Source organism: Pseudomonas sp. SLBN-26 (assembly GCF_006715895.1).
Taxonomy (GTDB): Bacteria; Pseudomonadota; Gammaproteobacteria; order Pseudomonadales; family Pseudomonadaceae; genus Metapseudomonas; species Metapseudomonas otitidis.
Genome location: NZ_VFOB01000001.1, coordinates 4900606 through 4920543, shown reverse-complemented (window position 1 = coordinate 4920543; position 19938 = coordinate 4900606). Strand labels below are relative to the sequence as shown.

Annotated in this window: 17 protein-coding genes; 2 read left to right on the top strand and 15 right to left on the bottom strand. The window is 63.4% G+C overall.

All coding sequences use genetic code 11. The features are described from left to right. Positions 1–15: 15 nt before the first annotated feature. Together FBY21_RS22745 and FBY21_RS22740 are read left to right on the top strand one after the other, a co-directional pair. Positions 16–1197: an O-antigen ligase family protein gene (locus tag FBY21_RS22745; protein ID WP_160158618.1), complete on the top strand. Its 1182-nt coding sequence runs from the start codon at positions 16–18 to the stop codon at positions 1195–1197. After that, positions 1197–1847 carry a lipopolysaccharide kinase InaA family protein gene (locus FBY21_RS22740; protein ID WP_142013824.1) on the top strand — a complete coding sequence of 217 codons (651 nt, stop codon included), beginning with the start codon at positions 1197–1199 and terminating at the stop codon, positions 1845–1847. The genes FBY21_RS22745 and FBY21_RS22740 overlap by 1 nt, the downstream gene beginning before the upstream one ends. Before the next feature lie 9 nt (positions 1848–1856). On the opposite strand, the gene FBY21_RS22735 is transcribed toward FBY21_RS22740, so the two are convergent. The 15 genes from FBY21_RS22735 to glnE all read right to left on the bottom strand — a co-directional run bounded on the left by FBY21_RS22735 (position 1857) and on the right by glnE (position 19866). Next, positions 1857–2741 (bottom strand): glycosyltransferase, encoded by an 885-nt coding sequence (locus FBY21_RS22735; RefSeq protein WP_142013821.1) that lies wholly within the window; start codon positions 2739–2741, stop codon positions 1857–1859. Next, positions 2738–3889: a glycosyltransferase gene (locus FBY21_RS22730; protein ID WP_142016576.1), complete on the bottom strand. Its 1152-nt coding sequence runs from the start codon at positions 3887–3889 to the stop codon at positions 2738–2740. The genes FBY21_RS22735 and FBY21_RS22730 overlap by 4 nt, the downstream gene beginning before the upstream one ends. Next, positions 3886–4758 (bottom strand): DUF6625 family protein, encoded by an 873-nt coding sequence (locus FBY21_RS22725; protein ID WP_142013818.1) that lies wholly within the window; start codon positions 4756–4758, stop codon positions 3886–3888. Before FBY21_RS22725 ends, FBY21_RS22730 begins: the two co-directional genes overlap by 4 nt. A gap of 161 nt (positions 4759–4919) precedes the next feature. Next, a complete protein-coding gene (locus FBY21_RS22720) occupies positions 4920–5969 on the bottom strand; it encodes a hypothetical protein (protein WP_142013815.1) in 1050 nt (349 codons plus the stop codon). After that, positions 5966–7072 carry a glycosyltransferase gene (locus tag FBY21_RS22715; protein ID WP_142013813.1) on the bottom strand — a complete coding sequence of 369 codons (1107 nt, stop codon included), beginning with the start codon at positions 7070–7072 and terminating at the stop codon, positions 5966–5968. The genes FBY21_RS22720 and FBY21_RS22715 overlap by 4 nt, the downstream gene beginning before the upstream one ends. Next, entirely contained in the window at positions 7059–8813 is a 1755-nt protein-coding gene (locus tag FBY21_RS22710) for a carbamoyltransferase (protein ID WP_142013811.1), read from the bottom strand. Before FBY21_RS22710 ends, FBY21_RS22715 begins: the two co-directional genes overlap by 14 nt. An 86-nt stretch (positions 8814–8899) precedes the next feature. Then, positions 8900–10354, bottom strand: a complete 1455-nt coding sequence (locus FBY21_RS22705; protein WP_142013810.1) for a lipopolysaccharide kinase InaA family protein — start codon at positions 10352–10354, stop codon at positions 8900–8902. Next, positions 10351–11097 (bottom strand): lipopolysaccharide kinase InaA family protein, encoded by a 747-nt coding sequence (locus FBY21_RS22700; protein ID WP_142013809.1) that lies wholly within the window; start codon positions 11095–11097, stop codon positions 10351–10353. The genes FBY21_RS22705 and FBY21_RS22700 overlap by 4 nt, the downstream gene beginning before the upstream one ends. Next, complete coding sequence (locus tag FBY21_RS22695; protein WP_142013808.1) at positions 11094–11828, bottom strand: lipopolysaccharide kinase InaA family protein; 735 nt, start codon at positions 11826–11828, stop codon at positions 11094–11096. Before FBY21_RS22695 ends, FBY21_RS22700 begins: the two co-directional genes overlap by 4 nt. After that, positions 11828–12634, bottom strand: a complete 807-nt coding sequence (rfaP, locus tag FBY21_RS22690) for a lipopolysaccharide core heptose(I) kinase RfaP (RefSeq protein WP_142013806.1) — start codon at positions 12632–12634, stop codon at positions 11828–11830. The genes FBY21_RS22695 and rfaP overlap by 1 nt, the downstream gene beginning before the upstream one ends. Further along, complete coding sequence (locus FBY21_RS22685; protein WP_142013804.1) at positions 12631–13752, bottom strand: glycosyltransferase family 4 protein; 1122 nt, start codon at positions 13750–13752, stop codon at positions 12631–12633. The genes rfaP and FBY21_RS22685 overlap by 4 nt, the downstream gene beginning before the upstream one ends. Beyond that, the gene (gene waaC / locus FBY21_RS22680; protein ID WP_142013802.1) at positions 13752–14813 is read right to left on the bottom strand and encodes a lipopolysaccharide heptosyltransferase I; all 1062 of its coding nucleotides are present in this window, start codon (positions 14811–14813) and stop codon (positions 13752–13754) included. The genes FBY21_RS22685 and waaC overlap by 1 nt, the downstream gene beginning before the upstream one ends. After that, on the bottom strand, positions 14810–15847 hold the full coding sequence (waaF, locus tag FBY21_RS22675) for a lipopolysaccharide heptosyltransferase II (protein WP_142013799.1): 1038 nt from the start codon (positions 15845–15847) through the stop codon (positions 14810–14812). Before waaF ends, waaC begins: the two co-directional genes overlap by 4 nt. Positions 15848–15940: 93 nt before the next feature. Further along, positions 15941–16864: a branched-chain amino acid transaminase gene (locus tag FBY21_RS22670; RefSeq protein WP_044400969.1), complete on the bottom strand. Its 924-nt coding sequence runs from the start codon at positions 16862–16864 to the stop codon at positions 15941–15943. Positions 16865–16917: 53 nt separating this feature from the next. Continuing rightward, a complete protein-coding gene (gene glnE / locus FBY21_RS22665) occupies positions 16918–19866 on the bottom strand; it encodes a bifunctional [glutamate--ammonia ligase]-adenylyl-L-tyrosine phosphorylase/[glutamate--ammonia-ligase] adenylyltransferase (protein ID WP_074970667.1) in 2949 nt (982 codons plus the stop codon). Positions 19867–19938: the final 72 nt, after the last annotated feature.

The window sequence follows — 19938 nt, the reverse complement described above, 5'->3', positions numbered from 1 at the left end:
AGGGATGCGGGTTCAATGTCTCTCGCTTCACGCGCCTGGCAGCGCAATGCGTTCAACTTCATCAGCGACTGGGTACTACCAGCCGGTCTGTTCTGCCTGCTGACCGGTCTTGCCTGGTTGGGTGAGCGCAACCAGTACCACAAGCTCTTCTATGCGCTCATGGCCGCCCCTGCGCTTATTGCCTTCCTGTTGCAGCCTGCCCAGACGCTGCGTGTGCTTCGGACTCCCGTCACGCTTGCCTTCATAGCATTCTCCGCCTGGGCATTGCTCAGCATCGCCTGGTCCACTACAGATGAATCCGTAAGTTCACTCTTAAAGAGGCCGCTGTACATCCTCATGCTGTTTGTCGCCTGCGCACTGATGGCGCGTGACAACTGCTCGCGCCTTCTTACAACTGTCCATCTGGCCGCACTGTTGATGATTCCGATTGTGGCCTACTCGCTGGTCGATTTCGCCCGCCATTACACAGAGGGGGCCCGCCTGATCGGAAGCGGCGCGCTGGACAACCCCCTGCTCAGCTCGCATCTGTTCGGCTTTTTCTGCATCCTCTGGCTCGGCTATGCAATGACCGCCGCGCCTAGAAACGGTCTTGTCTCACTTTTGCCTCTGGCTCTGCTGTTCATGGCCCTGCTCGCTACAGGCTCCCGAACGCCATTGATTGCAGTTGCAATTGCGTCAATCTGGTTGGTGGCCTGCTGCTGGGACAGACGGGCAATGTTGCTCGCAGCGACGGGCGTAATCATCGTGACTTGCCTCCTTATGCTGTACCCAGAAAGCCTACTGAACCGCGGCACCTCCTATCGCTTCGATATCTGGCAATTGGCACTGGAGAAAATCCAGCTCCACCCCCTGATAGGCCACGGGTTCGATGCCCCGGTTTCTTTCGTCATCCCAGAGCTTGGCTTTGCGTTAAGCGAACCCCACAACTTTTTCCTGGGCGTGCTCTTCTATACCGGCTTGGTTGGAGGGGTGTGCTGGCTACTCATGCATGCCAGCGCTCTGTGGATCTGCTGGCACCGCCGCAGTGACGTCTGCTTCATCATCGCCGGGGCATTGGTGCTCTATGGGCTGGGGGCAGGACTGACTGAGGGAGGGGGCATCCTGCCACGCCCCAAAGAGCACTGGCTGCTGACGTGGATCCCCTTGGCATGGGTCGCCACACTGAGCATTGGACACCAAGAGGAGAAATCAACCTGATGCTCTTTCTTTCCAACGAGCAGCTGCAGGCGCTAAGTCACGACTCGACCGTTCTGGAGCAGGACGGGCTCGGCCCGAAGGTTCTGCGACTGAGCGACGGCAGCTTCCTCAAGCTGTTTCGCAAGCGCCGTCTGCTCTCCAGCGAGACATTGAAACCGTACGCAAAGCGTTTCGCCGACAACGCCAAGCGCCTGCAAAGACTCGGCTTCGCCACACCGGAGATCGTTGAGGTCTATCGCCTCGAAGATCCTATCAATCGCACAGCCGTGCGCTATCGCCCCCTCCCCGGTGAAACCCTGAGGCACGCCTTGGAGCAATCCGGGCCTTCGCAGCAACAGCCTTTGGTCAAGCAGTTCGGCCAACTGCTGGGCCTATTGCATGAGAAGGGCGTTTACTTCCGCTCCATTCACCTGGGCAACGTACTGCTGCTGCCAAGCTCCGAACTCGGCTTGATCGATCTTGCCGACATGAAAATTGGCCGTCGGCCACTGAGCCTGCGCCTAAGGCTACGCAACCTCAAACATATGCGCCGCTACGACAAGGACAGGTCTTGGCTGTTCGAGCAATTCAACGACGCACTGGCTGAGGGCTATGCCCAGCACGCAGGGCATTACGCCAAGGCAGTTCTGGCAAACGATCAGTCAGCATGAAGCTGCCGGTCACTGCTTCTCCAAGGGAGAGAAAAGCAGTCGACCCAATCCACGCCAGGTTTTCTTATTCCAGGAGCGGAACGGAATCTGGCGGAGCAGTTGGCGAGCATACTGACGATCACGATTGGAGCACTTCAGGAACATCGAGCTGAGGAAGCGCGTTCTGACGAACTCATACTGGGGATGGGCACTGAACAAGGCATAGGTGCGCAAGATACTGTCCACCATGAACGGCGTGTTCTTGGATGAGTTGCTGCCGTGTTTCCGGTACTGCGCCAATACCTCGCCCAGGCAATCGATAAAATACCCCGCATGGGTGATCTTGAGTTCAATCAGCAGGTCTTCCAAGCGTATCTGCGGATCGAACCCCCCCACGCGCTCCAGCGCTTCCTTGCGGAAAAGCAGCGTAGGCGCCGGAGGGTACGGCTTGCGTTCCATGAATACATCATCGAAATCCAGCCGGCGGAACGCAGTGTCACGACGTTGGCGTGACTCCGGAAACAGCTGGCCAGCCGAATCGATCAGCTCAATGTTCCCGGCACAGATCCCGACCTCCGGTTTGTCCTGCATGTAGGCGACCTGCTTCGCGATACGCTCGGGAACCATGATGTCGTCCGAGCCGAACGGAGCAATCAGGCTTCCCTGGGCTCGTGCCACAGCTTCGTTGAGGGTATGGGTCAGCCCCTTGTTCTGCTGCACACGGAAATCAAATCCGTATTGCTGCTGCAAGCGCTGGATACGCACAACACTGTCGTCAGTGGAGCCATCGTCGATCACCAGCAGCTCAATGTTCGGATAGGTCTGCTGAATGACACTCAAGATGCACTGTTCGATGTAAGGCGCATGGTTATAGGACGCGACGATGACGGTCACCAAAGGCTGTTGCTGGGTCATTTCGCTACCTCTTCCAAAGCCGTTTCAATCAGTTCCAGATACTGCTGTCGAAAAACATCTATGTCGTGCTGCTCCTGCAGATAGCGATAAGCGTTTTCGCCTTTCTCTGCGAGTTGGGCATCGCTTAGCGCGAGGTATTGGGACAATGCCTCTTTCAAGGCAGGCACATTGGCCGGCGGCACAGCCAAGCCGCCGGCCCCCTGGATTAATGGCAGCATGGCGGGTACATCGCTCGCGATAACCGGCAGACGCCCACACATGCCCTCGAGCAGCGCCAGGCCCAACCCTTCAGCCAATGAAGGCATTGCCCAGATGTCGAACGCACGGACATAGCGCAAGGCGTTATCGCGGAATCCGAGCAAGTGAACTCGTCCCGCCAACCCCAGACGCTCGATCTCCTGTTGCAGACGATCATGCTCTCGCCCGGCACCGATGATTGCCAGGTGGGCATCAGGAAATTGCCCCGCAACTTGCGAGAACGCCTGCACCAGATACATGTGCCCCTTTACCGGAACCAGACGACCCAGCGCCCCCACCAAACGTGCATGCATGGGAAGCCCCAGTTGCTCACGCGCAACCTCACTAGGCAGTTGCAGCGCTTCCGCCTGGACAATATCGATGGCATTGGTGATCGCAACCGTGTTGCGCTCAGTAAAACCACAGCGACACTCCAATAGATACTGCCGCACAGCTGGAGAAACCCCGACGAAGCGCCAGGATGCGCTGACCAGCCGAGCGGTCTGGCGCCGCCTGTAAGCGCGGTCATACTCTCCAAAACCATGTGCGATACCGATGCAAAGCGGAATCTTCAACCAGCGGTTGAGCATCAGCATCATGTTCACTGGTTTGAAACGATTACAGATCACCACATCGAAGCGCTCGCTTCGGCAGTACTGGTAAAGACGCCACATGGCGCGAATTCGCATGCCTTTGAGCTGGCTGTCGGAAAAGCCGAAGTAAACCGAGCGTTCGGCTCGACTCACAGGCTGCCCAGGAGCCGGGCACCCCCGCAGAAAAGCGTTGACGGTTTCGAATCGCTCCGACGGCAAGGCCCGGAAAATCTGTTCCCCCAGATCTGCAAAGTCATGCGCCTTGATGTTGTAGTCAGGGTGCAACTGCAGGACCTTGATGCGGCGTCCTTTGTTCATTTCCACTCTGCGAATCCTTTTTCGTCGATCACCCAGGCGTGCGTTTCAGCAAGCGCTTGCGTCGCCTGCAAGGCGGGTTCCGACTGAGTATTCCATGCATCCCGCTTCCAAATAGCGAAATGGAAATAGGGGAATTGGCGGTCACCATCCATGTCGTTGGTCAAGCTACCGCTTTGCCAGAACCAGCGCTGAGGAAAACGGAAACTGCCATCAATCCATGGAATGCACCCATTGGGTGTACTGAACGCCTCGATGAATTCACTGCGCCGACGCAATGGATTGAAGCGACCAACCAGGTTGAAAAGCGGTTCGGGGAAGTTCTTGCGCCACAGGAACAGACGGCTGAATGCCCCCTCGTCGAGCGCGTGATGCACTTGGTCACTCAGCCGCTTCTGCCATTCCGGCATTCGCATGAAAACTTCACGCATCGCTGCGGTGTTGCGCAGCAGGCATAAATGGCCCGAAACGCGACGAGCGTGAGTGGAATAAAGGTCATAGCGCGCCAGTCGCTCGGGAGTGAAGTACTGCCGCAAGCGCCCGTAGAGAACATCAAGATCACCGAAGGCCCAGAAATCGTAGCCCCGCAGCCTGTCCTCATGGATGTAGCCGAGGGCAGGCTTGAGATCACAGAGCTTGTACGGATTTGCCGGCGCGAATGGAATGCCGAGGCGCTGAGATACCCATGCGCAGTAGCTTGCGTAGTCGATAGGCTCGATACGGACATTCGGCGGCAGATGCTCGGGCTCACCACAGTCACTGAAGAGCAGCCAGTCAATGTCGGGATTGAGCCGGCAACTTTCCAGAAACAACGGCATCCAGAATGGCCAGCGCCCGAAATAGGGAATGACAAAGCAAATGCTCGGGGACACGGCCACGCTTCCAAACCTCCACTAAAAGAGAACGAATCTTCTATGGGCGCCGCATTCAACACGCAAACGCGCGAGAACCAGCCACACCCTGCAGTCATGCGCGAAACGCCAGGCACAATTCCACTTAGATAGAGGAGCAAGGCAAACGCGGGCGCGTTATCTCAACACAATTTTCTCGCCTGTTCGAGCAGATCGCCCAATCGTTGCGCCTGGGAAGCCGTAAGGAGTTTCCGCCAACTTGGCGGCAAATCCTGCTCACCCTCCTCAGATTTGAGAGCGTTCAGGCAATCAAGAGCATAGGCAGGCGCACACGACCGGGAATATCGATCACCGGGCACTTGCAACGCAAAAAAAGCCGCACGCGCGCCCTTGCGAGCTTGTTTATCCAGTCCAATTGCAAGCAGGCGGAACATGAGCCGTTTCAGCAATGAAGGCTTGGGCCGTTGCGAAGGTAATTCGGCGGAAACAGCAACTAGACGCTCGGAAAACTCTTCCCCGTGAATCGAGAAGAACTCAGCGATCATCAAGCGCCAGAAAAGCTTGTCGCCATAGTAGTGGTTGACAATCCCCTGAGCATTCGCGGGCGCCCCTAGCCTTCTTAAGTATGCGGCACACCCGACAGCGAACTGCTCGACAACATGGACATCAGGTGCCAGCGGATAGATCTCGTCAATCAGACGGATCGCCAGATCCAAACAAGCAACCGGCTCGTTTCTGAGAGCCAACACGCCAGAGTTGATCAGCGGCATATCGCCCTTGATCTGGTATTCACGCTCCAGCACTTCAGCTGCGGCTTCATGGAGACGCTCGCCCCGCCAATCATCCCAACGCGCCTCGACTTCATCCACCAACCAATCGGCCTTTTCCAGGCGCTCGAACAACCTGCTCGCAGAGCCCGCAAAAAAAGTATCGGTATCGATGAAGATACTGGAACCTGGAAGGTTGAAAGCATCGTGCATCACTGCTGCTTTCAACCGGTGCATATAGCCCTGGCTACCAAGCCATTGCTTGAGCCGGTCGTCATCAAGCACTTCCAGATCGACTGGCCAGCCGTGGAAATCCTCGGGCCTGTCGGTGTACACAAGGATCTGGGGAAGCTCTTCTCGCGGAGTCTGCCGCAGCAGCGAAAGAAGACTGTACTTCGCCTCCCACCGATATTCCGCCTGTCCGCCGTACAGGAGATACACGAGACGACGCTGACAGGCGCTCACCCTGCCTCACTCCGTAGCGAGACCAGTGGTAATGCCCAAAAGCGCCTTTTGGCTGCGGAGTCGGAAAACTCCTGCTCAAGGCGCTCAGCGACAGCGCTGGAAGGACTCTGAGCGGACTCAATGAGTACGGCAGACAACATAGATGAGTTCGGATAGCGGAATAATCGCCCAGCGCCTTGAACAACCTCGAATGCCCCCCCGTTATCGCTGGAAACTACGGGGACTTCCGCCGCCATCGCCTCCAGCAGCACCATGCCGAAGGGCTCGTGATCGGACGAGAGCACGAACAGGTCGAAAGCACGGAAATAACGCCGCCCTTCCGGGACCTGCCCAAGGAAGCGTACCTGTGCAGTAACGCCCAATTGCTCGGCCAGCGCTTTCAGGGAAGCCTCAAGCCGGCCACTGCCCATGATGGTCAGCAGGCTGCCAGTTGGCAGTTGCGGCAACGCTTCGGCGAATCCGCGGATCAGCGTGGCCTGGTCCTTGTCCGGGTGCAGGCGGCCGACATTACCGACCACCCAGGCATCCTGGGGCAGGCCCAGCGCCTCGCGCGCCTCTTCGCGAGACTTGAGCCCAGCCTGGACCGCCGCGATATCGATCCGGTTGTAGAGGGTCTCGATCCGCTCAGCAGGCCAGTCGGGCAGGCAACGGCGCATGTCGTCACGCACCGCGTTGGACACCCCCAGCAACGCCAGGCGCTTGCGGAAGAAGTTGGCGAACACCCGGCGCGACAACCGCTGGTAGTCACCGAAGGCATGGTGCACGCCGATCACAGGCAGCGATGTACCCAGCAAGGCGATGTAGATCGGCTTGAAACGGTGGGCAATGCAGAAACGGAAATCGCGAGCTGCCACGATCTTGCGGATCGCACGGATCGCACCGAGCTTGAGCCCCCTCACGTCACGGCTGCTCTGGCCGAGGAAGATCACTTCATCGGAAGCCGATCCCTGCACCACCGCCTCACTCGGCTCGCCCGTGAGGTAGACGGTCGTCACCTTGTAAGGGGTGCCCTCGAACAGCACGGCGTACTGACGGGCGCAATCCAGAAAGGGCCCGTCATAGCCGTGGCAGAACTGCAGGACGCGCGGTTCAGAGCTGCTCATACCACTCGGCGCCTTCCTTGACCACGAGGATGTCTTCCATGATCAGGTACTGCAGGTCCGACCCGTAGAACATGTTCAGGGCATCGGTCGGCGAGCAGATCATCGGCTCGCCGCGACGGTTCAAGGAGGTGTTCAGCGACACGCCGTTGCCGGTCAGCTTCTCCAGCTCGAGCATCAGGTCGTACCAGCGCGGGTTGTGCCGACGCTCCAGCACCTGGGCCCGCGAGGTGCCGTCCTCGTGCACCACCTCGGAGACTCGCTCCTTCCACTCCTCGTTGACCTCGAAGGTGAAGGTCATGAAGGGGCTCGGGTGGTCCACCTTGAGCATCTTCGGAGCAACGGTATCGAGCATCGACGGGCAGAAGGGCCTCCAGCGCTCGCGGAACTTGATCTGTTCGTTGATGCGATCGGCAACGCCCGGAACGCTCGGGCAACCGATGATGGAACGACCGCCCAGGGCACGCGGACCGAACTCCATGCGCCCCTGGAACCAGGCCACTGGGTTGCCGTCGACCATGATGCGGGCGATGCGCTCCGGGGTGTTCTCGATACGCTTGAACACCGGCTTGTTCGGGTGCTTGGCGCAGGCGGCGATGACCTCCTCGTTGGAGAAGGACGGGCCGAGGTAGACGTGCTCCATCTTCTCCACCGGCACACCGCGCTTCTGGGAGACATAGGCCGCAGCGCCCACGGCGGTGCCAGCGTCGCCGGAGGCCGGCTGCACGAACAGCTCCTTCACCTCCGAGCGGGCGATGATCTTCTGGTTCAGCTTGACGTTGAGCGCGCAACCGCCGGCGAAAGCGATCTTGCCGGTGTCACGGATGATGTCGCCCAGGTAGTAGTCCATCATCTCCAGCGCCAGCTTCTCGAACAGCGCCTGCATGCTGGCGGCGTAGTGGATGTAGGGGTCGTCGGCGATGTCGCCCTGGCGCTTCGGTCCGAGCCATTCGATCAGCTTGGGCGAGAAGTAGTAGCCCTTGCCGTTTTCCTTGTAGCGGCGGAAGCCGATGACGTTGGCGTAGTCGGTGTTGATCACCAGCTCGCCGTTCTCGAACTTGGCCAGGCGGGAGAAATCGTACTTGGCGGCGTCACCATAGGGCGCCATGCCCATGACCTTGAACTCGCCGTCGAGCATCTCGAAGCCAAGGTACTCGGTGATCGCGCCATAGAGGCCGCCGAGGGAATCCGGGTCGAAGAATTCCTTGATCTTGTGGATCTTGCCGTTCTCGCCCCAGCCGAAGAAGGTGGTGGCGTACTCGCCCTTGCCGTCGATCCCGAGGATCGCGGTCTTCTCCTTGAAGCCGGAGCAGTGGTAGGCACTGGAAGCGTGGGCCAGGTGGTGCTCCACCGGCTCGATCTTCACCTTCTTGGCGTCGAAGCCCAGTTGCTCCAGGCACCAGACGATCTTGTTGCGGTAGCGCTTGTAGCGGCGGTTGCCCATGAGGATCGCGTCCAGGGCGCGATCCGGTGCGTACCAGTAGCGCTTGGCGTATTGCCAACGGGCCTTGCCGAAGAGGCTGATGGGGGCGAAGGGGATGGCCACCACATCCACATCGGACGGCTTGATGCCCGCCTGCTCCAGGCAGAACTTGGCCGACTCGTAGGGCATGCGATTCTTCGCGTGCTTGTCGCGCACGAAGCGCTCTTCTTCGGCGGCCGCGATCAGCTTGCCGTCGATGTAGAGCGCGGCGGAAGGATCATGGCTGAGGGCGCCGGAAAGGCCGAGGATCGTCAGTGCCACAGTGTTAAGCCTCTATCAAAGCGGCCGGGCGTCGTGACGCCCGGCAAGTTGTCCAGTACACAGCCCCTCGGGGCTCATTCCCAGCTTCAAGCCTCGGGCTTCAAGCTGGCCTTGGGTAAACGTTCATCCAGGTGGCGGTACAGCGCCGAATCCGCCGGCCAGTTGCGCAGAAAGCGCTCGCGATCCCTGGCATAGGCCCTGGCGAAGCTGCGCTCGCTGCCGTGTTGCCGAACCGCATCCAGGTCGATCAAAGACCAGTGCCCGTCCTGCCAGAACAGGTTGTGCCCCTTCAGGTCGCCGTGGCTGATGCGCTCGCGGATCAGCGCGGCAAACAGGCGATCCAGGGCTTCCAGCTCGGCTTCCGGCGGCAGCCCCTGGTTCGCACCGTCCGCCTGGGCGTCTCGAAAACGGGCGATTATATCTTGACCCGGCAGATATTCGGTAATCAGGTACGCGCGTCCGCGCAGGCCCAGCCAACGGTGTTCCTCCACCGCCAGCGGACGCGGCGTGGCGATGCCGAGGAAGGCCAGGCGATGACCCTCGCGCCAGCTGTGCCAGGCACGGGACGGCCGCCAGAAGCGTTTTAGCCAGTGCAGCAGGCTCTTGATGTTGTAGCGTTTGACCAGCAGCGTCTCGCCGCCTTGCTCCACCCGTGCCACCGTTGCGGCACCGCCGTCCTTGAAGCGATGACCGGCGGCGATGGCGGCATCCGGCGCAGCCAGCAGCGGCGCCACACGCGCCTCGGCATCCCGACGAACGGCACGCAGGCCGAACAGCGAGCGCCGGACGCTGAACAGGCTGCATTCGCGGCCGACCTTCTCGAGGAAGTCACGCAGGCGCCAGCGGCGGACCCGGGCGATCTCCTTCTCCAGCATTTCCAGCGGCAAGGCGTGCTCGCCGTTGGCCAGCAGGTAATGCACCAGCAACTCTTCCAGGTAGGGCGCAAGGGTGGCGGGCAACTGGGCGAAGAACACCCCGAGATTGGCCAGCACCTGCTCGCGGGGCAGGGGTTCGCCCTCGCAGACGGCACGCACACCGCCACCATCGATCAGCTTGAGCTGCCCGTCATGCCGGAGGATGTTGTCCAGATGCAGGTCCTCTTGCACCAGGCCGAGAGCATGCAAGTGGGCGACCAGCTCCAGGGCTTCACCCACGACGCGCTGCTGGCCGTCGGAGAGCAACGGCTCGCCTTCGACCCGGCGCCACTCGTCCCACAGGCTGCTGGCGCCCTCGAGGAACTCGAACAACAGCCAGCCACCCTGCCCGGGCGCCAGCCCGCTTTCCAGCAGGGCCGGAGTCGGCAGGCCCTGGCGCGCCATCAGCTCGGCGCCCTGGCGCTCGCGCTCGAAGTGGCGGGCTGCCTTGCCCCCCACCAGCAACTTGGCCAGCACCCGGCGCCCTTTCCACATCGCAGCACCTACATAGCGCTGGCCCGGCAACACACGCAGCAGAGTCTCCAACTGCAGCAGTTCGCCGTTCAGCTCAAGCTGCAGGGGCAAGGCAGGGGAACGCCCCATGCCAACAAGTTCAACGAGCCTCATGCGCGGCTCTCCTTGTCTCGCTGGCGTCGCATCAGGAGCTGTTCCCAATGCTCGACATCGGCGCTGCTTCCCAGGTAGGCAACCAGGAAGCGCCGGATATCATCGGCGCTCCAGATACGCGCACGGCGCAACAGAGGCTCCAGGTCCTTGACCCGATCGCGACGACCGAACAGCAGCGGACGCGTCTTCTCCAGGTCGATCAGGCACGCTTCGTAACCAACGGCGGCAGGGCGCAGGAAGATGTGCTTGGGGTAGAAGCAGCCGTGCATCTGCCCGGCTCCGTGAAGCTGCCGCGCCAAACGGCCGCAGGCGTCCAGCAGGGCCTCGCGCTGGCCGGCTTCGATCGCAGGCCATTGGTCGAGCCAGTGGTCAAGCTCGTGCCAGCCATCCAGAGCACGGGTCAACAGGATGGCGCGGTGCTCGCCCGGACGACGGCGCTCGCCAAAGAACGCCGCTTGCAAAGCGGGAATCCCCAGCTTGGTATAACGGCGGATATTGCGGAACTCCCGGGCAAAGGTCGGCTCACCAAAGGGATGCGCCAGGCTGCGGGTCAGGTGGTTGGATTGGCGCTTGAGGTAGTACGCCCGCTCCCCCAGCTCCAGGCGGAACACGCTGCTCCAGCCGCCGCGCTCGGTGTTGGGAAGGTCCACGGCTTCGAGCTTGAGCGCCCACAAGGCATCGAAGTCGGCCAAGCCGTGGGCCTGCAGGCAGGCCAGGTCGTCAGGGGCCACGAAGTCGTTCATTCACGCCCCTCGAAGTAACCCAGCACACGGCGGACCTGAGCCTTGCCGCTGCGATCCAGGCGCGCGAGCCCCCGGTATTGCAGGTAGAAGCGCATCCGCTGAACGCGGGACAGCTTGTACTTGGCCACCTTGTCGAGGCAGGCGAGGTCCTTGACGATCCGTCGCTTCAGGAAGCGCCCCCACCAGAAGGCTCCCGTGGGGCAGTCGATGAAGAACAGTTTCCCGGCCGGGTCCACCAGCAGGTTTCGCCATTTCAGGTCGTTGTGCGCAAACGCGTGATCGTGGAGGGTCCGGGTTGCCTTGGCCAGTTGCCGGCTGATGCCATCCACCCAGCGCCGGTCGAGCAGACGCGGATCGTCAGTGAGTGCGAGGTGATTCAGGTCCTCGGTGTCCAGCAACTCCCGAGTGATCAGCGCACCCCGCAGAAAAGCGCCACCCCGGCGCTCCATGCCGTAGGCGACGATGGGCGCGGTGGGTATGCCCCACTTGGCGAACCAGCGCAGGTTCTGCCACTCCGCCTTGACCCGGGGCCGCCCGAGGTAGCGACGCAGGCCCTTGCCTGCCCCCCAATAGCGCTTCACGTAATAACGGATGCCGTTACGCTCCAGGCGTACGACTTCGGACAGCGGATCGCTGGTGATGCGCTCCGCCTCCAGGGCAAAGACGCGATCCAGGCTGCCAAAGTCCTCCGCCAGCGCGGCGTAATCGGGGGCCAGTGTCCAAGCCGCCATCAGAGTGCATCTCCATAGCGCTGCTTGCGCGCATAGAGCTTCGCCGCCTTGCGAGCCAGGTGGGCCAGCAGGGGCCGCTCCTGGCGCAAGACCTCGCTCAATGGCCGGTCAAAATAGACCCGCAGGAAGCGAAGCCAGTCATGTCGGGTCAGCCCGATATCCAGGGCCGAGAAATAGAGCGCAGCCAGGTCCTTGTCGCGCCAGCGGCGCGGCAGGCTCGGGCGGACCTGGGCGCGGTGCAGGTCGATGACCGACAGGCGGAAGTCGCTCGGGGTCACCGGCCGGTCGGTGTGCAGCAGGAAGTGGCAGATGTAGCAGTCGCGGTGGTTGACGCCCGCGCGGTGCATCTCACGCACCATTCGCGCCACCTCGTCGATCAGCGCGCGCTTGAGCGCCAGGGGCGGCGGATTACGCGGCCAGTCGAGGGAGAAGTCCTCGAGGCTGACGGTCGGCGCCAGTTCCTCGGTGATGATGAAGGAGTGCTGCTGGGCCGGGTTGTCGCCGCGCTCGCCGAAGGCGACGGCGGTCATGGTCGGCACGCCCACCTCCTGCAGGCGATGGATCGCCCGCCACTCCTGGCCGGCGCCGAGCACCGGCAGCTTGGCGGTCACCAGGTTCTTGAGGATTTCGCCCCAGCCGATGCCGCGATGGATCTTGACGAAGTAGCCCCGCCCGTCGACTTCGGTACGCAGCGTGCGGCGGCCATCCAACTCGCGATAGACCTGGCCCTGCAGGGCCTCTACCGCTTCGAAGGCATCACGCCCGCGCCACAGCTGTTCGAAAGGCGCCCTCAGCTCCAGCTTCATGGACGCTCCTGGAGAATCAGGTCGGCCGCCCGCTGGGGCATGCTGTACAGGTCGGCATGATCGGCGAAGGCCAGGCCATTGGCCGACCACCGCTGGCGCGCCGCATCGTCGGTGAGCATCTCGGCGAGCATGCGATTGAGGGTGTCCTGCTCGAAGGGACTGGGCACCACGCGACCGGCCTCGGCCTCGTCGATGTAGTGGGCATAGCCACAGACGTCGGTGACCAGGACCGGCAGGCCGGCCACCAGCGCCTCCAGCAGCACCGTGCCGGTGTTCTCGTTGTAGGCAGGGTGGATCAGCAGGTCGGCACCCAGCAGGAAGCGCGGGATGTCGCTACGCCCCTTGAGGATGTCCACCTGGTCGGAAATGCCCAGGGCCTTCACCTGCAGCAGGAACGGCTTGGGGTCGTCCTGGCCGATGACGATCAGCCGGGTGCGCTTGCGCAACTCCCGCGGCAGGGACGCCAGCGCCTTGAGGGAGCGGTCCAGCCCCTTGGTCTTGAACCCGGAGCCGATCTGCACCAGCAGCCGGTCGTCGTCGGACAGCTTGAACTCCCGGCGGAACTCGGCACGGATGTCCGCCGCATTGGCCGGAGCACGACGGTCACTGGCAATGCCCGGTGGCAGCAGGTGGAAGCGCGACACCGGGGTGGCGTAGTGCTTCACGAACAGCGGCTGCTGCACTTCGGAAATCATCAGCACGTCGGTCTTCGACTCGGGGGCGAACACGGCGCGCTCGTAGTCGGAGAAGTGCTTGTAGCGCCCCCAGCGACGGTACAGGCCGTTGCGCAGGGTCTGCGCCTTGTCCTCGAAACAGGGGTCGGCGGCGTAGTAGACGTCCAGCCCGGGCATCTTGTTGAAGCCGATCACCCGCTCCACCGGCTGGCGCGCCAGGTCGGCCTCGACCCAGGCGGTGAATTTCTCGTTGCGCTTGTGGTTGAACAGCGCCTTCACCGGCGCGACCCGCACGTCAAAGCCGTCCGGCACGTCGCCTTCCCAGATCATGGTGTAGACGCGGATGGCGTGGCCACGACGCTGGCATTCCTGGGCGATGCGCATGAAGTCGCGCTGCAGGCCACCGAAGGGGAAGTACTTGTAGAGCACGAAGGCCAGTTGCATCAGTGGGAGTCCTCGGTCAGCAGCAGGGCCTCCAGCTGGGTGGCCACCCGCTGCGGGTTCAGCCGGGTGAAGCACAGGGGCTGCTCGCGCTTGAGGTCGAAGCGACGGCGCTCCTCTTCGCTCGGCTGGTAGGCGCACTGCTTCTTCAGGCAGGGCGCGCAGGGGAAGTCGCTGCCCAGGTGGACCTGCGAACGCCCGTAGGCGCCGGTGAAGCCCGGGTTGGTCGGACCATAGAGCGACAGGGTCGGCACATCCAGGGCGGCAGCCAGATGCCCCAGCCCGGTGTCCACGGCCACACAGGCGCGCGCGCCGGCGAGCACCTTGGCCATGCCGGCCAGGGACAGGCGCGGCAGTACGGCGGCGCCATCCAGGCCTTCGGCGAGGCGCTCGGCCCTGGCCTTCTCTGCGGCATTGCCCCACGGCAGGCGCAGGTTCCAGCCATGCTCGCAAACCCGCTCGGCCAGCTCGCGCCAGTAGGCTTCGGGCCAGTGCTTGGTGCCCCAGGTGGTGCCGTGGAGGAACAGCAGGTAAGGCGCGGCGCCCGGCGCGTCGGCCAGTTGCGCGCGATTCAGGCCGTAGTCACCGGTGCTCTGTGGCAACGGGTAATCCAGTGCCTTGGCGAACAGCTGGCGCACCCGCTCGACGGCGTGTTGCCCCCAGGCGACGGCATGGGGCTGGTCGTAGAAACGCGCGGCGATGGGCTCACGGGCGGACTCGCGATCGAGCCCGGCCACCGGAGCCTTGGCGTAGCGGGTCAGCCAGGCGCTCTTGAACAGCCCCTGGGCGTCGATCACCAGGTCGTAGCGGGTCTCCCGCAGGCGCCGCTTGAAACGCCCCCACTCACCACTGCGCAGGGTCTGGAACAGGTTCTTACGCCAGCGGCGGATTGCCACCGGAATGACCTGGGCCACCGCCGGGTGCCAGGCGGGAATCTCGGCGAAGCCTTCCTCCACCACCCAGTCGAACTGGATGCCGGGGATGGCACGTGCCGCATCGGTGATGGCCGGCAGCGTGTGGATCACATCGCCAAGGGAAGAGGTCTTGACCAGCAGAACCCTCATCCGGCGACCTCGATCGGGTCCGCCACCAGGCGCTCGAGGGCCTCGATGACCGGGCGCGGCTTGAGCTGGCGCAGGCAGTTGTAGTGCCCGAAGCGGCAAGTGCGCTCGAAGCAGGGGCTGCACTCCAGACCCAGGCGGACGATTTCGACGTGCTCGGCCAAAGGCGGCGTGAACTGCGGCGAGGTGGAGCCGTACACGGCCACCAGCGGGCGGTTCAGGGCGGCGGCGACGTGCATCAGGCCGGAGTCGTTGGAGACCACCGCCTCGGCGCAGGAAAGCAGGTCGATGGCTTCGGCCAGGCTGGTCTGCCCGGCCAGGTTGACCACCTCTTCCCGCAGGCCGGGAATGAGGCGCATGCGGATGTCTTCGCCGCCGGGGTGGTCATTCTTCGAGCCGAACAGCCACACCTGCCAACCGGCGCGGATCTTCACTTCCGCCACCTTGGCATAGTGCTCGGCCGGCCAGCGCTTGGCCTCGCCGAACTCGGCACCGGGGCACAGGGCCAGGACCGGACGATCCAGTCCCAGGCCGAAGCGGCCGAGGGCGGCGTCGCGGCTCTGCGCCTCGATGCGCAGGGACGGGCGTGGATACGGCTGGGGCAGCTCGGCACCGGGCTCGAATGCCAGCGCCATGAAGCGCTCGATCATCAGCGGGTAACGAGCCTTGTCCAGCGTGCGGATGTCATTGAGCAGGCCGTAGCGCATCTCGCCCTTCCAGCCCGTGCGCTTGGGTATCCCGGCGAAGAACGGCACCAAAGCCGACTTCAGCGAGTTGGGCAGCAGGATGGCCTGGTCGTACTGGCCAGCCAGGGTTTTGCCGATGCGCCGGCGGGTGGCGAGTTCGAGCACGCCATGCCCGAGCGGGAAGCTCAGCGCCTGGCGGACTTCCGGCATGCGCTCGAGGATGGGGCGGCTCCACTCGGGGGCCAGAACGTCGATCTCGCAGTCGCCATGGCGCGCCTTCAGACACTGGAAGAGCGTCTGGGCCATCACCATGTCACCGACCCACGAGGGGCCTACGATCAGAATTTTCATAAGCGGGCAGCTTCACGCCTCAAGCGACAAGCCGCAAGCTCCAAGCGGTCGCCCACTTGTAGCCTGCGGCTTGCGGTATGCAGCTCAGTCGGATTACTTGACCAGGGTGCGCCATTCACCGTGGGCGGCAGTCTTGCCGGTCACCAGGTCGAAGTAGGCCTTTTGCAGTTTCTCGGTCACCGGGCCGCGACGGCCGGCACCGATCTGGCGGCCATCCACTTCACGGATCGGGGTCACTTCGGCGGCGGTACCGGTGAAGAAGGCCTCGTCAGCGATGTACACCTCGTCGCGGGTGATGCGCTTCTCGACCACCTTGATGCCCAGCTCGCCGGCCAGGGTCAGGACGGTGTTGCGGGTGATGCCGTTGAGGCAGGAAGTCACTTCCGGGGTGTACACCACGCCATCCTTGACCAGGAAGATGTTCTCGCCCGAGCCCTCGGCCACGTAACCTTCCGGGTCCAGCAGCATGGCCTCGTCGGCGCCACCGGAGATGGCTTCCTGCAGGGCCAGCATGGAGTTGATGTAGTTGCCGTTGGCCTTGGCGCGGGTCATGGCGATGTTGACGTGGTGGCGGGTGTAGGAGCTGGTGCGCACCTTGATGCCCGCTTCCAGCGCGGCTTCGCCCATGTAGGCGCCCCAGTGCCAGGCGGCGACGATGACGTGCACCTTCAGGCCGGAGGCGCGCAGGCCCATGCCTTCGCTGCCGAAGAACACCATGGGGCGCAGGTAGGCGCTTTCCAGGCCGTTCTCGCGGACGGCGGCGCGCTGGGCTTCGTTGATCTCCTCCTTGGTGAAGGGGATCTGCATGTTGAAGATGTGGGCGGAGTCGAACAGGCGGTCGGTGTGGGCCTGCAGGCGGAAGATGGCAGTGCCGTCCGGGGTGTTGTAGGCGCGCACGCCTTCGAACACGCCCATGCCGTAGTGCAGGGTGTGGGTCAGGACGTGGGTGGTCGCATCGCGCCACGGCACCAGTTCGCCGTCATACCAGATCACGCCATCACGGTCGGCCATCGACATATTGCCAGCTCCTCAAGAGTTCGATTGATTCAGCACGGCGAGTGGGCAGGCAGTCAGCTCAAGCCCAACTCGCGCCAGATCCGCATCACGCCATGGCGTTCCGCCTGGAACTGGTCCCCACTCACCACGCCGGGCTGCTTCTGCAGGGCCAGGCGATGCGCTGCGGAACGATAGGCCTTGTAGGCCTCCTGCAGCAGGCTGACGGTCTCGGCGGTCAGCAGTCCCACCGCGCCGAGACCATCCAGAATGCGGATGTTGTCGGTGTAGCGAACCAGCTCTGGATGCCGTCGCGACCAGGCGAGGGCCGCATATTGCACCATAAATTCGATATCGACGATACCGCCGGCGTCCTGCTTCAGATCGAACGGCGATGCGGCTTCGAAGGCATTCTCGCCGGTGCCGGCAGCGGTCGAGCGGCTGCCCAGGCTGTCGCGCATCTTGGCGCGCATCTCGCTGACTTCGCGGCGCAGGGTGTCGATGTCGCGCTCGCGCCCGAGCACCGCAAGGCGGACCGCTTCGAAGGCCGACGCCACGCGCGGACAGCCCACCAGCACCCGCGCCCGCACCAGGGCCTGGTGCTCCCAGGTCCAGGCTTCGCTCTCCTGGTAGCGCTGGAAGGCGCCCAGGGAACTCACCAGCAGCCCTGCAGCACCGGAAGGCCGCAGGCGCATGTCCACTTCGTACAGGTCGCCGGAGGTGGTCTGGGTGGTCAGCAGGTGGATGATGCGCTGCCCCAGGCGGGTGAAGAACTGCGCGCCGTCGATGGGCTTGGCGCCGTCGGTCTCGGCCTGGGGGTCGCCGTCGTGGATGAACACCAGGTCCAGGTCGGAGCCATGGCCGAACTCGAGCCCACCGACCTTGCCGTAGCCAACGATGATGAAGTCCGGGTCGCAGGCCGAGCCATCGGCCCGCCGCGGCGTGCCATGGCGTGCCACGGTGTGGCGCCAGGCCAGGGCCAGTACCTGGTCGAGGATCGCCTCGGCCAGCCAGGTCAGGTAGTCGCTCACCTTCATCAAGGGCAACGTGCCGGCGATTTCCGAAGCCGCGACCCGCAGGCTGTGGGCCAGCTTGAAGTGCCGCAGCGCTTCCATCTGCTGCTCCAGGTCGTCTTCCGGAATCCGCGTCAGGCGCTCACGCAGCTCGGCCGCCAGTTCGGGTGCCAGCGGCGGGTGATAGAGACGCCCTTCGTTCAGCAGCTCGTCCAGCAGCAACGGGTAGCGGGCGATCTGCTCGGCGATCCAGGGGCTGGCGGCGCAGAGGGTGATCAGGCGTTCCAGGGCGCCCGGGTTCTCAGTCAACAAGACCAGGTAGGCAGAGCGGCGCGCGACCTTTTCCACCAGCGGCAGTACCCGCTCCAGCACCAGGTCGGGGGTGGCATGCTCGACGGTCATTGCCAGCAGCCGGGGGATGAAGGCGTCCATCCGCTCGCGCCCCAGGCGCTGCATGGCACGCAGCTGGGGGCCGTTGCGCAGGTCGGTGAGGCGCTTGAAGGCAGCCGGGGCATCACGAAAGCCCGCTTCCTCCAGTTGGCGCTCGGCGCTTTCAGGGTCCAGCGCCTCCTCCCAGAGCGGCAGCCATTCGGCACCGATGCAGGCTTCACCGGCACCGCCGGCCTCGTCCTCATCGGGATCGGCAATCACCTGCTGGAAATGCCACCCCACCCGGCCCCGCCAATACATCAGGCGCTCATGGAACGCCGCCCAATCGTCGAAGCCCATGATGAAGGCAACGCGTGCGCGGTCCAGCTCGTCGTCCGGCAGCATCTGGGTCTGGCGATCAGCGATGGCCTGCAGGGCGTGCTCGGTGTAGCGCAGGAAGGCATAGCCTTCGCGCAACTCGTCGACCACCTTGCCAGGCAGATAGCCCTGGCCCGCGAGTGTGGCCAGGACCTTCAGCAACGGACGCTGCTGCAGGCTGAGGTCGCGCCCGCCATGGATGAGCTGGAAGGCCTGGGCGATGAACTCCACCTCGCGGATGCCACCCGAGCCGAGCTTGACGTTCTCGGTCATGCCCTTGCGGCGGACTTCCTGCTGGATCAGTTGCTTCATCGAGCGCAGCGCCTCGATGGCCGAGAAGTCCAGGTAGCGGCGGTAGACGAACGGCCGCAGCATCTCCAGCAGTTGCGCCCCGGCAACCGGGTCGCCCCCCACCACACGGGCCTTGATCATCGCGTAGCGCTCCCAGTCCCGCCCCTGGTCCTGGTAGTACTGCTCCAGCGCATTGAAGCTGAGCACCAGCGCGCCGGAGGAACCGTAGGGGCGCAGGCGCATGTCGACACGGAACACGAACCCATCGACGGTGATGGCATCCAACGCCTTGATCAGGCGCTGCCCGAGGCGGATGAAGAACTCCTGGTTGTCCAGCGCACGGCGCGCGCCTTCCGTCTCGCCGCCCTCCGGATAGCCGAAGATCAGGTCGATGTCGGAGGACAGGTTCAGCTCATGCGCCCCCAGCTTGCCCATGCCCAGGATGACCATGTGCTGCGGCTGCCCTGACCGTCGGCCCATGGGCGTACCGAACTGGGCGCAGTGGCGCGGGTAGAGCCAGTGGTAGGCACGATCGATACAGGCGTCGGCGAGGTCGGAGAGGTCGCGGCAGGTTTCGGCGAGATCGGCCTGGCGAGTCAGGTCGCGCCAGATGATGCGCACCTGCTGCTGGTTGCGAAAACGCCGCAGGCAGCGGCCTAGCGCCTCATCGTCTGCGCAATCGACAAGGAGTTCATCAATTTTTGTACACAATCCTCCAGATTCGAGTGTACATTCAAGCCCGCCCGACTCCACCAACTGCACCAGCAGGGCCGGATCGCGACGCACCTGTTCAGCCACGAAGTCACTGGCTGCACAGACCCGGCGAAACGCCTCCCAGCGTGCCTCGGGCCACTGCTCGAAGGTCGCGCGCAGCGATTCGGGGAGGTGCTCGAGCCCGGCAAGAAAGCTGGTGCGGGCGCGCTCGGCAAGGGGTTGCAGCAGGTGGGGCAGGGCGACAAGCGGGGGCAGGCTCATGGTCTATCCTGTGATCGGCGCGCGCCGGGCCTCGGTTCCAGAGGCCTCGCATCGTGGATCTGTAGTTTTACT